The organism is Lactobacillus sp. LL6 (genome assembly GCF_007570935.1).
Taxonomy (GTDB): domain Bacteria; phylum Bacillota; class Bacilli; order Lactobacillales; family Lactobacillaceae; genus Lactobacillus.
Genome location: NZ_VLLR01000001.1, coordinates 301,734 through 316,027 on the forward strand (window position 1 = coordinate 301,734; position 14,294 = coordinate 316,027).

Annotated in this window: 15 protein-coding genes and 1 riboswitch; of the genes, 12 read left to right on the forward strand and 3 right to left on the reverse strand. The window is 35.5% G+C overall.

The features are described from left to right. Nucleotides 1–71: 71 nt before the first annotated feature. The 4 genes from FOD82_RS01465 (at nucleotide 72) to FOD82_RS01480 (ending at nucleotide 4,277) form a co-directional block, all read left to right on the forward strand. The gene (locus tag FOD82_RS01465) at nucleotides 72–476 is read left to right on the forward strand and encodes a DUF1934 domain-containing protein (protein ID WP_144354741.1); all 405 of its coding nucleotides are present in this window, start codon (nucleotides 72–74) and stop codon (nucleotides 474–476) included. Between the two features lie 46 nt (nucleotides 477–522). Further along, the gene (gene rpoE / locus FOD82_RS01470; protein WP_144354742.1) at nucleotides 523–1,086 is read left to right on the forward strand and encodes a DNA-directed RNA polymerase subunit delta; all 564 of its coding nucleotides are present in this window, start codon (nucleotides 523–525) and stop codon (nucleotides 1,084–1,086) included. 139 nt (nucleotides 1,087–1,225) lie between these two features. Next, the gene (locus FOD82_RS01475; protein WP_144354743.1) at nucleotides 1,226–2,845 is read left to right on the forward strand and encodes a CTP synthase; all 1,620 of its coding nucleotides are present in this window, start codon (nucleotides 1,226–1,228) and stop codon (nucleotides 2,843–2,845) included. Between the two features lie 127 nt (nucleotides 2,846–2,972). Then, nucleotides 2,973–4,277, forward strand: coding sequence for a UDP-N-acetylglucosamine 1-carboxyvinyltransferase (locus tag FOD82_RS01480; RefSeq protein ID WP_144354744.1), 1,305 nt, complete (start codon nucleotides 2,973–2,975; stop codon nucleotides 4,275–4,277). A gap of 458 nt (nucleotides 4,278–4,735) precedes the next feature. Here the strand turns inward: FOD82_RS01480 and FOD82_RS01485 are convergent, their stop codons facing one another. After that, the gene (locus FOD82_RS01485) at nucleotides 4,736–6,097 is read right to left on the reverse strand and encodes an APC family permease (protein ID WP_186277698.1); all 1,362 of its coding nucleotides are present in this window, start codon (nucleotides 6,095–6,097) and stop codon (nucleotides 4,736–4,738) included. Between the two features lie 152 nt (nucleotides 6,098–6,249). On the opposite strand from FOD82_RS01485, the gene FOD82_RS01490 reads away from it, so the two are divergent. The 4 genes from FOD82_RS01490 (at nucleotide 6,250) to FOD82_RS01505 (ending at nucleotide 9,218) form a co-directional block, all read left to right on the forward strand. Beyond that, complete coding sequence (locus FOD82_RS01490) at nucleotides 6,250–6,609, forward strand: hypothetical protein (RefSeq protein ID WP_144354746.1); 360 nt, start codon at nucleotides 6,250–6,252, stop codon at nucleotides 6,607–6,609. A 6-nt stretch (nucleotides 6,610–6,615) separates the two neighbouring features. Next, nucleotides 6,616–6,960 carry a hypothetical protein gene (locus FOD82_RS01495; RefSeq protein ID WP_144354747.1) on the forward strand — a complete coding sequence of 115 codons (345 nt, stop codon included), beginning with the start codon at nucleotides 6,616–6,618 and terminating at the stop codon, nucleotides 6,958–6,960. 169 nt (nucleotides 6,961–7,129) lie between these two features. Beyond that, the gene (locus FOD82_RS01500; protein WP_144354748.1) at nucleotides 7,130–7,360 is read left to right on the forward strand and encodes an ATP-binding cassette domain-containing protein; all 231 of its coding nucleotides are present in this window, start codon (nucleotides 7,130–7,132) and stop codon (nucleotides 7,358–7,360) included. After that, entirely contained in the window at nucleotides 7,341–9,218 is a 1,878-nt protein-coding gene (locus FOD82_RS01505; RefSeq protein ID WP_144354749.1) for an alpha-galactosidase, read from the forward strand. The genes FOD82_RS01500 and FOD82_RS01505 overlap by 20 nt, the downstream gene beginning before the upstream one ends. A 106-nt stretch (nucleotides 9,219–9,324) precedes the next feature. On the opposite strand, the gene FOD82_RS01510 is transcribed toward FOD82_RS01505, so the two are convergent. Together FOD82_RS01510 and FOD82_RS01515 are read right to left on the reverse strand one after the other, a co-directional pair. Further along, nucleotides 9,325–10,614 (reverse strand): nucleobase:cation symporter-2 family protein, encoded by a 1,290-nt coding sequence (locus FOD82_RS01510; RefSeq protein WP_144354750.1) that lies wholly within the window; start codon nucleotides 10,612–10,614, stop codon nucleotides 9,325–9,327. Nucleotide 10,615: 1 nt separating this feature from the next. Further along, nucleotides 10,616–11,194, reverse strand: a complete 579-nt coding sequence (locus FOD82_RS01515) for a xanthine phosphoribosyltransferase (protein WP_144354751.1) — start codon at nucleotides 11,192–11,194, stop codon at nucleotides 10,616–10,618. A 65-nt stretch (nucleotides 11,195–11,259) separates the two neighbouring features. Continuing rightward, nucleotides 11,260–11,357, reverse strand: a riboswitch (purine riboswitch). 139 nt (nucleotides 11,358–11,496) lie between these two features. On the opposite strand from FOD82_RS01515, the gene guaA reads away from it, so the two are divergent. From guaA to FOD82_RS01535, 4 genes are all read left to right on the forward strand, one after another. Beyond that, nucleotides 11,497–13,050: a glutamine-hydrolyzing GMP synthase gene (gene guaA, locus FOD82_RS01520; protein WP_144354752.1), complete on the forward strand. Its 1,554-nt coding sequence runs from the start codon at nucleotides 11,497–11,499 to the stop codon at nucleotides 13,048–13,050. Nucleotides 13,051–13,152: 102 nt separating this feature from the next. Continuing rightward, nucleotides 13,153–13,407, forward strand: coding sequence for a type II toxin-antitoxin system Phd/YefM family antitoxin (locus FOD82_RS01525; RefSeq protein ID WP_144354753.1), 255 nt, complete (start codon nucleotides 13,153–13,155; stop codon nucleotides 13,405–13,407). Beyond that, nucleotides 13,401–13,667 carry a Txe/YoeB family addiction module toxin gene (locus FOD82_RS01530; protein ID WP_186277730.1) on the forward strand — a complete coding sequence of 89 codons (267 nt, stop codon included), beginning with the start codon at nucleotides 13,401–13,403 and terminating at the stop codon, nucleotides 13,665–13,667. Before FOD82_RS01525 ends, FOD82_RS01530 begins: the two co-directional genes overlap by 7 nt. A 101-nt stretch (nucleotides 13,668–13,768) precedes the next feature. Then, nucleotides 13,769–14,260: a DUF805 domain-containing protein gene (locus FOD82_RS01535; protein WP_242450190.1), complete on the forward strand. Its 492-nt coding sequence runs from the start codon at nucleotides 13,769–13,771 to the stop codon at nucleotides 14,258–14,260. The last annotated feature ends 34 nt before the right edge of the window (nucleotides 14,261–14,294 follow it).

The window sequence follows — 14,294 nt, forward strand, 5'->3', positions numbered from 1 at the left end:
AAAATATATATTAGTTAAATAAATTATAACAAAATCGCTGGTAAAATGCTTTAAGGCAGGTGATATAAAGAATGGCTAATACTCAAATTACATTAACTAGCACAATTACTCAAGAAGATGAACAAGAGAGTTTTGATAAAGAAATGCCTGGTGAAATTACTGAAGAAAATGGTATTATTCGAATCTCTTATTTAGAAGATGAGGAAATCCCTGTCAAAATGCTTTTGAAAGATAATGAATTAATTATCAAACGTGGTGTTGATAAGCAAAATTATTCTTTCATGCGCTTTGTCCCGGGCGAAAAGGAAAAATGTCGTTATCTAGTTCAGGGAAGGCAGATGGATTTAGTGAGCGTGACTAACTTATTAGATTTTTCCACAGAAATTGATGGTAAACGTAAACTTCATGTTGAATATGACCTCTTTAGTGGACTATACTTAATAGGTAACTATACAGTCACGTTGATTTTTACTTAAATGCTTAGTAAAATAGTAAAGATTGCAAAAGAGAGGACGTACAACTGTGGGATTAGACAAGTTTAAAGATAAGAATCGTGAAGAATTGTCAATGATCGAAGTTGCTCGCGCAATTTTAGAAGATCATGGCAAGAGAATGGCTTTTGCAGATATCGTTAACGATGTTCAAGAGTACCTAGGTAAAAGTGACGAAGAAATTCGTGAACGCTTGCCACAATTTTATACTGATATGAACACTGATGGTGAGTTTATTTCTATGGGTGATAATGTTTGGGCACTCCGCACATGGTTCCCATACGAATCAGTTGATGAGGAAGTTAACCACCCAGAAGATGAAGATGAGGATGATTCATCATACAAGAAGCACCACAAGAAAGTTAATGCATTTTTGGCTAGTGCAACTGGTAGTGACGATATTATCGACTATGATAATGATGACCCAGAAGATGAAGATCTTGATGTGGCTGATGATGAAGATGCTGATGAATATGATGGTGATGATTCAGAGTTTGATGAAGATAATACTGATGACGATGATGTATTACCAGATGGTATCGAAGGTCAATTGTCACAATTAGATGATGATGAAGACGATGATGAAGAAAATTAAAATTTAATTTGCTTGATGCTTGACTTAAGCTTAAAAAGCAGATAATATTTTTCTTGGGCACCCTAAGTGCGTTTAGCTCCCCAGAGGGAGCTTTTTTTATTTTATTGATTAAAAACAAAAAAGAGAAGGAGTTTGGCAAATGACAAAATACATCTTCGTTACCGGTGGTGTCGTATCTTCACTTGGTAAAGGTATTTCAGCATCTAGTTTAGGTCGTTTACTTAAAAATCGCGGGTTGAAGGTTACTATGCAAAAGTTTGACCCATATATCAACATCGACCCAGGTACCATGAACCCATACCAACACGGTGAAGTTTATGTAACTGATGATGGTACTGAAGCTGACCTTGACCTTGGTCACTATGAAAGAATCGTTGACGTAAGAACCAGTAAGTATTCAAACGTAACTACTGGTAAGATTTATAAGGAAGTTCTTGAAAAAGAACGTCGTGGTGACTACCACGGTGCAACTGTTCAAGTTATTCCGCATATTACTGATATGATTAAGAAGAAAATCATGCGTGCAGCACTAACTACTGATTCTGATGTCATTATTTCTGAAATTGGTGGTACTGTTGGTGATATGGAATCTACTCCATTCATGGAAGCAATTCGTCAAATGCGTCGTGAAGTTGGTGAAGATAATGTAATGTACATTCACTGTACTTTAGTACCATATCTTCATGCAGCTCATGAAATGAAAACTAAGCCAACTCAACATTCAGTTGCCGAACTTCGTTCAATTGGTATTCAACCTAATATGCTTGTTCTTCGTGCAGAAAAGCCAATTAACCAAGAATTGAAAGACAAGATTTCAACTTTCACTGATGTTCCAGTTGATCGTATTATTGAATCAATTGATGCACCATCACTTTTTGATCTTCCATTGGCATTCCAAGCTCAAGGTATGGATCAAAAGGTAGTTGATTTCTTACACTTAGACAGTCCTAAGCCAGAAGCAGATATGACTGCTTGGACTAAGCTTGATGAACGTGCTAAGAACTTGAAGCACACTACTAAGATTACTTTAGTTGGTAAATATGTAGAACTTGAAGATGCTTATATTTCAGTAACTGATGCTTTACAACATGCAGGTTACCTTTACAACACTAAGATTGAAGTTAACAAGGTTCAAGCTGAAGATATTACTGATGATAATATTGCTGAAATCATGGAAGGTTCAGATGGATTAATTGTGCCTGGTGGTTTTGGTACTCGTGGTCTTGAAGGTATGATTACTTCAATTAAGTATGCTCGTGAACATGATATTCCATTCCTTGGAATCTGTCTTGGTATGCAAATGGCTAGTGTTGAATTTGCACGTAATGTTTTAGGTCTTAAAGATGCTAATAGTGCAGAAGCTGATCCAGACACTCCAGATAACATTATTGACATTATGGCTGATAAGCGTGATGAAGAAAACATTGGTGGTACTCTTCGTTTGGGTCTTTACCCAGCAACTCTTAAGAAGGGTACTAAGACCCGTGAAGCCTACGATGATCAAGATGTTATCCAAGAAAGACACCGTCACCGTTTCGAATTTAACAACAAGTACCGTGAAGAATTTGAAAAGGCTGGTATGGTCTTCTCTGGTGTATCACCAGATAATCATTTAGTAGAAATTATTGAAATTCCAGATAAGAAATTCTTTATTGCTGCTCAATATCACCCAGAATTCTTGAGCCGTCCACAACGACCAGAAGGATTGTTCAAGTCATTCATCGGTGCTGCCAGCGGTCTTCCTGCTGAAAAGTTCTAGTTTCCACTTGAATAATGCAAAAAGCCGAAAAAACAGGGATCGAGATGGTTTTCGCCCTTGTTTTTTTCTCCATTTTCCTATAACATTATTATGACTATTGAAAGTAGAAAAGGATTTGTTTTCGCCAATGAAGCAGATGATAATTCATGGTGGGAAACCCCTGCAGGGCGATGTTTGGATCGGTGGCGCTAAGAATTCAACTGTTGCGATAGTTCCAGCATCAATTTTGTCAAGAACTCCAGTAATTTTGGAAGGTGTTCCAAGAATTGCGGACGTTGATAACTTAATGGACTTATTAAGTGAGATGGATGTGAAGTGTGAGTTTAATGGAACTACATTACGCATTGATCCAGAAGACATTAAGATGAGCCCTTTGCCAGCCGGTAAGGTTAAGAGTTTACGTGCATCATATTATTTTATGGGTGCACTTCTTGGTCGATTTGGTAAGGCAATTGTAGGTTTTCCAGGTGGTGACGACATCGGCCCTCGTCCCATTGACCAACACATTAAAGGCTTTGAAGCCTTGGGCGCAAGTGTAAAAAATGAAAATGATCAAATTATAATTACTGCACCAGAAGATGGCTTGCATGGTGCTAAGATTCATCTTAAAATGCCATCAGTTGGTGCAACCATGAACATAATCATGGCTAGCGTAACAGCTAAAGGACAAACTATCATTGATAATGCAGCTAAGGAACCTGAAATTATTGATTTAGCGACCTTTTTAAATAATATGGGTGCTGTTATTCGTGGTGCAGGTACTGAATCAATTAGAATTGAAGGTGTACCTGAATTACGAGCTAAGATTCCGCATACAATTATTCCTGATCGAATCGAAGCAGGAACCTATATTGCGTTAGCTGCCTGCATTGGTAATGGTATTCGCATTCATAATATTATTGAAGAACACCTTGACTCATATTTAGCTAAAGTTGAAGAAATGGGTGTGGTAATTGATGCTGATGAGGATTCTCTTTATGTTTATCCAGCAGGAGACTTAAAGATGATTCAAGTTAAGACTGATGTTTATCCAGGGTTTGCGACAGACTTGCAGCAACCAATTACTCCACTTCTCTTAACTGCTAAGAGCGGTGAAGGAGTAGTAATTGATAATATTTATCCAAAGCGAATAGGACATATTGCTGAACTTCGTAAGATGGGTGCAAATATTCAAGTTGAAGATAATATTATCTTGGCGCACCCGACTAGCAAGATGCATGGTGCAGAAGTTACTGCGGGAGAAATTCGAGCAGGAGCTTGTTTAATGATTGCTGGTCTTATGACAGAAGGTACTACTGTTATTGATAAGGCTGGTAATATCTTACGTGGATATGACCGCGTTGAAGAAAAGCTTCGCCAATTAGGTGCTGATGTATCAATTGTTGATGATCCTGAAGTTCCAGGCGTAATGGATGCAGTCGAAGAAGAATAAAAATAAAACCACTAGATTTTAAGTCTAGTGGTTTTTTGTTACAATAATGTTAGGTTCTTTACAGCGGTTAGCTACCGCTAGAACTTAGTAATTTTTAGCATGGCTACGCACCCCTCACCATTTTGAAGTTATGGAGGTGACAGCGATGCATAATTGAATTGGATAGACTGGAGAAGTAAACTTCCTTGAAGATTATTTGGATTGCTGTTGCAATTAGTATAATCTTAGATGCGTACGGAAAATTTTTGGTACGCAAAGCAAAAGCTAATGCAATAACAAAAAAGACTAATCACAGGGATTAGTCACCAATCTAGTCATTCTGAAGTTACGATTGGAACTAACGACTGGTACTCGTTAGCTCCTTTTCTTTTATAATTATAAAGGTAAGTAAATGCAATTGCAAATTAAAACCACTAGACTTAAAATTTAGTGGTTTTTTCTTATAAAAATAAATATCTTTATACTTTCTTTCTAAGTGAATCTAAAAATTCCTCATGTCTCTTGTCAGCTGCTTTATCATGATCAATAAAGAAGTAGCATCCTGCCGCAATTACTGCAACTGCTCCTCCAAGAAGAAGTGTTACTGCAGTAAAGTTAGTTATCATATAACAAGAAATAATCAAAGCAATAATTGGAATTGTATATTTTCCTGGAAGTGAAAATCCATGAGTAGGATACTCATTACTATGTTTAAATTTAATGACGGCAAGGATTGACGGTACATATTGAACAAATGATGCAAGAACAGTACAAGCAACTAAGAATAAGTAGCTTTGAGTGCAAAGAGCTAATGATAAAATTGCTGTAAAAATAATGCCGACCCATGGAGCATCATGTTTATTCTTTTTGCCAATCCATTTTGGAAGCATCCCGTGTTCTGTGGCAAGGGATGCAATAAGTGATGGAGTGTTAAATGAAGCTGAGAAAGCAACCCCAAAAATTGAAATTAACATACCAACAATCATTAAAGCAAAGCCCCATTCACCAACACCAGTTCTTAAAGCACTAGCTAGTGGGTTAGAGTAACCACCTAATTTAGAACCGGATAAGCCAATTGCAACAATCAACATCAAACAGTCGAGAATTGTTACACTAGTCATTACCGCAATTAAAACTCGCGGAATATTTTTTTCTGGGTGATTCATTTGTTTAGCAGCAATAGGAATAAAAGAAAACCCAGTAAACAAATAAAAGATAGGAGTAAATGCAGCTCCAAAGTGTTTCAAAAATGGAAGTGGTCCTTTAAGAGCTGCTTTTGGAATGATTGGTGTAAAGTGAGCCTTTTTAATGAAGAATACACCGATAATAATGAAAGCAAGTAGAGTTAAAATTTTAGCAGCCGCTGAAATGTTATTAACAAGCTTAACTAATGATCTACCAAAGAAATTGATGATTGAAAACAGTAATATTAATACTACAACTCCAGCTGCGTAAACTAATGAATTTTTGAAAATTGGTAAAAAACTCTTCAACACTGTTAAAAGTGCAACTACTTCTGCTGATAAAGTAGTACAACCTAAAAACCAAGTAAAAATTCCGAGTTCGTATCCAGCAAACCTTCCAAAGGCGTTATAAGAATAAAGCCACGCAGCTCCAGACCCCTTAAAACGGCTAGATAAGTCTGCATAACATAGCGCAATCATCGAAACGGTTACGGCAGTACAAAGCAAAACACCAATAGCAGATAAATTCATATAATGATAAATGGTCGATGGAAGCAAAAATGTCCCTGAGCCAATGACAGCATTAATACCTAAAAAGTAAATCGAAATAAATGATAGTTTTTTAGGCACAGATTTTTGATTATTTTCCATAGTCATGCCTCTTTTTCATCTAAACATCTAATTCTATTATAGTCGGTAAAATCCTAAGTATGGGTTTAGAAGACCTATTTTTTGAAAGCGATTTTTTCATAGGCTAGAATAAAGTTAGATAATAGAATTATTTAGTAATAGAATCGAAGTGATTCACTATGACAAGAATGACATTAAGAATCTTAGAGGTAATAGAAGCTATAATTTTTATGTTTACGCTTATTTTTGAACCGCAAACTTATATTGGAGCTGGAATTGATGCAATTGGCTATATTGTGGTGATTATTTTAGGGATTTTCATTATATGGCAAGCAGTTGAATTAAAGAAACGCGGTGTACCAAGAACGCGTGCAGATATTATTACTTCTGCATGTATTGATGTTGCTTTTCTAGTATTTTTGATAATTTGGCAGCCTTCAACATACTACTTAAAGTCAGTTGATGCGATTTTGATTATTGCTTTTATTATTTTAGGAATTGTATTAGCTCACCGTGCTGTAAAGATGAAAAGGAAGTAATTATAAATGGAAAAGAAATATAAAACTGGTGAGATAATTCTTGCTATCATTAGTGGGATTTTTGCTATTTATGTGGTTTGTTTTGAGCCTAAGTCGAATATTTATAGTGGCGTAACCTTGTTATTCATGCTGGCAACATTATTATTATGTATGTTTGAATACAAGGAAGATAATTTTCGTAAGAAATTTGCAGTTACATTCTTGATTGCTTGCATGTTGTATTTCTTCGGTGATTATTTCAAACTTCCAGCGATGGGATATGGAGTGAAGGCTATTAAGGCTTTAGCCTGCATTATTGCTTTAGGATTATTTTTGTGGTTGATTCTTTATAAAGAAAAAGATAATAACTAAAAATTATGTAAAAGAGATTTCCCAATTTTAGGAAATCTTTTTTAGTATGCTTAATTATTATATATTTATAAATTAAATAAAAAAATGATTTACTTTATTTTAAAATTAATATATAATACAAAATTAATAAAATTTAAATTTAGACATTTAATGAACTGGGAATGAAATAATGAAAAGTAATAAACCAATTATAGAAGTTGATGGTATTACAAAGAAGTTTTTGGTAAAAGGAAAAGAGAAAATTGCTATAAATACAATAAATTTTAAAATAAAGGAAGGCGAAATTGTAGGATATATTGGAAAAAATGGAGCTGGTAAAAGTACCATGATAAAAATATTATGTGGAATTTTGACCCCAACTTATGGAAAAGCTGAGGTAAATGGCATATTCAATTGCTAATGGAAAGCCAGACTTGAAGGGTTTGCCTCATTCATGGGTAAAAGAAGCTAATGAAGCCCAAACTTTGACTATTGAGTTAGTTGATGAAGTAAGCAAGCTGGAATTTGATTTGATTTACACTATTTATCGTTATCGTCCAATTATTGCTCGGTCGGTTTTAGTTAAAAATAATGGTGATGATAGTGTTTATTTAGAAAAAGCAGCTTCAATGCAAATTGATTTTGTGGATAGAGATTTTGAAACAATTACTCTGCCAGGAGCGCATGCAAATGAGCGCCATATGCAACGTCAAAGTATTAATCAAGGTGTTCATGTATATGGGTCACACCGCGGAGCATCAAGTCATCAAATGAATCCATTCATTGCATTGGTTAATAAAGATACTGATGAATATCAAGGAGACGCTTATGGCTTTGCCTTTGTATATTCAGGCAATCATGCTATAGAAGTAGAAAAGGATCAATTTAATCAAACTCGGTTAAATATTGGAATTAGTGACTATAACTTTGATTGGAAGCTTGAAAAAGGTGCCGAATTTCAAACTCCCGAAGTTATTATGACTTATTCCAATACTGGTCTTAATAAAATGAGTCAAAATTTCCATAAATTGATTCATGACCGTATAATTCGTTCTAAGTATAAAGATCAAGTTCGTCCAATTTTAGTAAATAACTGGGAAGCAACTTACTTTGATTTTAATGAAGAAAAGTTAAAGCCAATCGTAGATGATGCTAAAAAACTTGGCATTGAAATGTTTGTTTTAGATGATGGCTGGTTTGGCCATCGAGATGATGACAACTCTTCACTTGGAGATTGGAAAGTTTTCAAAAAGAAGTTTCCAAATGGCTTAGGTCATTTTGCTGATTATGTTCACAAACAGGGGCTTAAGTTTGGGCTTTGGTTTGAACCGGAGATGATCTCTTATGATTCTGATCTGTATAAAGCCCATCCTGACTACTTAATGCATGTTCCAGGTAGAAAGCCTAGTCCATCAAGAAACCAATATATCTTAGACCTTGGCAGAAAGGAAGTCCGTGATAATATTTATAACCAAATGGTTGAGGTATTGGACTCTGTCGATATTGATTACATCAAATGGGATATGAATCGTCATATTTCAGATGTATTTGAACACGACCTGCCAAGCGAGCGTCAAGGCGAAAGCTATCACCGCTATATATTAGGTGTTTATGACCTTATGAACCGTTTTGCTATTAACTATCCAAACATCCTAATTGAAGGTTGCTCTGGTGGTGGCGGACGTTTTGACGCAGGGATGGCTTACTATACTCCACAAATTTGGGCCAGTGATAATTCTGATGCTATTGCGCGTTTGACTATTCAATATGGAACTAGTTTGGTTTACCCACAATCTATGATGACCTCGCACGTATCTGTCTCCCCTAATGAACAAAATGGACGCATTACACCATTTGATACGCGCGGAGCTGTTGCAATGTGGGGTGACTTAGGCTATGAACTAGACTTGACCAAGATGAGTGAAGAAGATAGTCAAAAGGTTAAGGAGCAAGTAAAGGATTATAAGGCAATTAGAGAAGTAACTCAATATGGTGACCTTTATCGCTTAAAGAATCCAAAATATGGCAATCAAGCTGCATGGATGGTTGTCTCCCCTAATCAAGATGAAGCTATTGTTACCTGGGTTCAAATATTGTCTTATGCACAAAGCTACTTAACTAAAACTAAGCTTGTTGGTCTTGATCCTACACGTCACTATAAGGATTTAGCAACTGGTGAAGTTTATGGAGGCGATGAATTAATGGAGATGGGAATTTACGACCCAGTTATTCATAAAGATTTTGCTTCTAAGATGTATCACTTCAAGGCTGTTGATTAGTTTGTCAATATAAAAAAGCTCGATTCAAGATATAGAATCGAGCTTTTTTAGTAATTAGGGTTTTTGAATGTGTAACAATTGAGGTTAAATATAGGAGTTTTTCGACTTATTCAATAACCACCTTTCTTTGTTTTGTATGGAATAATATATTAAGAAGCGTAGCACTTATACTGGCGACTACGATGCCATTGCCTAGGAACAATTGGATTGTTTCAGGCAAGGTTTGGAAAATCTGCGGATAAACTGTAACTCCTAACCCTAAACCAATGGAAATTGCGACAATGAGCATGTTACGATTGTCTTCAAAATCAACATGCTTAAGCATCTTGATACCTTGAATTGCAATCATAGTAAACATCACCAGCATTGCTCCACCTAATACAGAATCAGGAATTATAGTTACTAAGGCACCAATTTTGGGTAATAAACCCATAGTCATAAGGAGTCCTGCTGCCCAGAAAATAGGGCGCTTGGTTTTAATACCAGATAATTGGAGCAATCCAACATTTTGAGAAAAAGTTGTGTAGGGGAAAGTATTAAATAATCCGCCAAAGATTTGAGCGATTCCTTCAGCGCGGTAACCTTTTTTAAGATCTTCTTCAGTAATATCTTTATTTAAAAGATCACCAATTGCAAAAAATACTCCAGTTGACTCAACCATAGAAACTAAGGCAATGATAATCATTGTTAAGCTAGATGACCATTCAAATTCTGGAACTCCAAAATAAAAGAGTTGCGGTAAGTGAAACCATGAAGCTTGTGCTACTGGAGCTAAAGATACCATCCCTAAACTACCAGCAATAAGAGTCCCAACGATTAAGCCAATTAAGACTGCAATTGATTTAATGAAGCCTTTGCCCCAAACTTCAATAGCTAAAATAATAATAATGGTTAAAAATCCAGTAATAAGATTTTTAGTATCACCAAAACCTTTAGCAGCTGCATTGCCTCCACCAATGTTTTGGAATGCGACAGGAATAAGAGTGAGTCCAATAACTGTAATTAAAGTTCCAGTTACTACTGGAGGGAAGAGTTTTTTGATTTTTGAAAACCAGCCAGCAACACAAAATACAAAAATTCCGGCAACGATGATTGCACCATACATTGTATTAATTGAAAATTTTTGCCCAATCATTTCAAGTGGAGCTACTGCTTGAATAGCACACCCTAGAACTACTGGAAGGCCAATTCCAAAGTAGCGATTACGAAATAATTGTAAAAGTGTTGCAAGTCCACACATAAAGATATCAATTGATACTAGATAAGTCATGTGAGTCGAATTGAACTTAAGTGCACTACCAATTAAAAGAGGAACTGCAATTGCTCCGGAGTACATTGCAAGCAAGTGCTGCAAACCTAATACAAATGCTTTTTTATGGCTGACTTCTTTATTCATTTTAGTCTTCTCCTAAAAAGTGAACTTGACCATCTTTAAAACTATCAATGTTAGCAAGTGCTTCAAAATGTAAACCTTGTTCCTTGATCCAGTCACTGCCACCTTGGAAGGTTTTAGCAACAACTGCTCCAACGCCAGCAATTTCACAACCTGCTTGGTTAGCAATGTTGACCATTCCTTTAACAGCTTCGCCATGAGCTACAAAATCATCAATGATTAAAACAGTATCTTTTTCTGATAAAAACTTCTCTTCTACACAAATTTTATTATTAACTTTTTTAGTATAAGAAAAGACATCTGCCCAATAAACGGCATCATTTAAAGTTGATGGTTTTTTCTTTCTTGCAAAAACCATCGGTACATTCATTTGGTAAGCGGTCATGACAGCTGGTGCAATACCGCTGGCTTCGCAAGTTAAAATTTTTGTAACTCCCATATCTTTAAAAAGACGAGCAAATTCTTTACCAACAGCCATCATAAGTTGTGGGTCAACTTGATGATTTAAAAATGAGTTAATTTTAAGAACGTTGCCATCTAAAACTTGTCCATCATTCTTAATTCTATCTTCTAATAATTTCACAATATCCCTCTTTAAAAGCTAAAAAATAAGGACCTTCTACCATGACAGGGTAAAAGATCCTTAGTTAAAAGTCTTAATTTACCTGTAGTCTAGAATTTATGGTTCTAGGTAGAAACTGCCGACCTTATTTCGACGTTATACAGAATTTATTTTTGTTGGTTTTGATTGTAACAGAATATTTTGGCGAACACAAGTAGCTCAATAAAAAATATTGTTCGATTTTTGTAGGTTTTTAGTTGACCTTTTTTAATTTTCCGAGTAAAGTTTATATCAAAATAATTTACGATGAAGGAGCAAATACAGTGGCAAAGACAAATCTAAACGAATTTGACAAGATTATTGTTTTAGACTTTGGTAGTCAATATAATCAACTTATTACTAGACGACTTCGCGACTTTGGAATTTATTCCGAACTTTTACCACATGACTTAAGCTTAGAAAAAATTAAGCAAATGAAGCCTAAGGGAATCATTTTCTCAGGTGGACCAAATAGTGTATACGATGAGGGCGCTCTTAAGGTTGACCCAGCAATTTTTGAACTTGGTATTCCTATTTTGGGAATTTGTTACGGAATGCAACTTATGAGCTATGACCTTGGTGGAAAAGTTGAAAAGGCTGAAAATTCTGAATATGGTCGTGCTGATATTGACGTAATTGACCCAGAAAGTCGCTTGTTTAAAGGTTTGCCAGAAAAAGAATATGTTTGGATGAGTCACGGAGATTTAGTAACTAAAGCTCCTGAAGGCTTTAAGGTTGTTGCAAAAAGTAAGAACTGCCCAATTTCAGCAATTGAAAACGATGAAAAGAAATTCTATGGTATACAATTCCATGCAGAAGTACGTAATTCTGAATATGGCTTGGATATTTTGAAGAACTTTGCTTTTAATATCTGTGGTGCTGAAGCTAACTGGACAATGGATGACTTTATTGAAATGCAAGTTAAAGAAATCCGTGAAAAAGTTGGTAACAAGAAGGTTATCTTGGGTCTTTCTGGTGGTGTTGACTCAAGTGTTACTGCAACGCTTCTTCATAAGGCAATTGGCGACCAATTAACCGCGATTTTTGTTGATCATGGTATGCTTCGTAAAGACGAAGGCGACCAAGTAATGCAAGCACTTAACAAAGACTTAGGTGTGAACATTATTAGAGTTAACGCCCAAGATCGCTTTTTAGGCAAACTTAAAGGCGTTACTGATCCAGAACAAAAGCGTAAGATTATCGGTAAGGAATTCATTGAAGTCTTTAACGAAGAAGCACAAAAGCTTGGAGACATTGACTTCTTAGCTCAAGGTACTTTATACACTGATGTGATTGAATCAGGTACTAATACTGCTCAAACTATCAAGTCTCACCACAATGTGGGTGGTCTTCCTGAAGACATGAACTTTGAACTTATTGAACCACTTAGAAAGCTCTTCAAGGATGAAGTTCGCGAACTTGGTGAAAAACTTGGCATTCCTCATGACTTGGTATGGCGTCAACCATTCCCAGGACCAGGTCTTGGAATTCGTGTAATTGGTGAAGTTACTGAGGATAAGCTTAAGATTGTACGCGAATCTGATGCAATTTTACGTGAAGAAATTAAAAAGGCAGGTCTTGACCAAGATATTTGGCAATACTTCACTGTTCTCCCAGGCATTCGTTCAGTTGGGGTAATGGGTGACGGTCGAACTTACGACTATACTATTGGAATTCGTGCTGTTACTTCAATTGATGGAATGACTGCTGATTTTGCACAGATTCCATGGGATGTCTTAAGTAAAATCTCAACTAGAATCGTAGATGAATGTGGTCACATCAACCGCGTAGTTTATGATGTAACTAGTAAGCCACCTTCAACTATTGAATGGGAATAAAATATTAAAACTCTCAAGTTTCAAGCTTGGGAGTTTTTTGGTGTTGAAAAAATAAAACTATGATATACTTGATGTACATGATAACGTACAGGAGTGATTAATATGGATCAAATTGTAACACCTACTGAAGCAAGAAGAAATTTTTTTAAAATCATTAAATCATTGAATAAGGATAAAAAACCTGTAGTAATTAAGCCAACTAAATCTAATGAAAAAGGCGCAGTAATGATTGGTCAAGATGATTGGGATGCGATTCAAGAGACACTTTTTCTTGTAAATCATGGAGTTGATAAACAGATTCGTGAACGAAAGAATGACGAAGATTTAAATTTTGATGAAGTGTGGAATGAATTGTAATGTACCAAATCAAATTAAAAAAGAGTGCTAAAAAAGATCTTAAAAAAATAAAGGGTTCGTATTTAGAAGGTAGTTTTTTAGAAGTTATTGAGCAACTAAGAAATAATCCTTTTGAGTCTAGTCAAGGATTTGAAAAATTAATTCCACCAATCAAAGGATACTATTCACGTAGAATAAATATTCAGCATCGTGTTGTTTATAAAGTTAATGAAAAAGAAAAAATAGTAACGATATATTCAGCGTGGAGTCACTATGAGTAATAAAACTCTCAAGTTACAAGCTTGGGAGTTTTTTGGTGTTGAAAAATATATTGAGAAGACTAGACTAAGACTAGTAGTTAAATATAGAAGAAGGTTAAACAATGGAAAACAAACCTTATTATGAACAAGAATATCATGAACCAAAATCTGACGTTCCAGAACCAACTTTTTGGCAAGTAGTGGGCTTATTGCTCACTGCACCGTTTAAGTGGAATGCCAGAAGTACGAGAAAAGGATTTTGGTTAGCGTACTTAGATACAATTATCATTACTGTGATTTTAGCGGGATGCTCAGGATTATCTTTTGCTTCTGATAGCACAATTGAATATTCAGAGAACACTTGGCAAGTTTTTCTTGAATCAACTGCAACGACAAAATTTGTACAAGTTATTATTGCACTTTTAATGATTTGGGTTCTTTTAGGCTTGCTTGGCTTCACTGTAAGAAGATTGCATGATAGTAATCACACAGGCTGGTGGTATTGGATTATCTGTGTACCATTTGGCTGGCTTGTATTGTTATATTTCTTGGTTTTGCCAACTTTAGAAGAACCTGTTCGCTGGGGTGGATATTTGTTTACGGAAAATGAATAATTAATAAAATAGCTCAAAAGTTTCAAAATAGAAG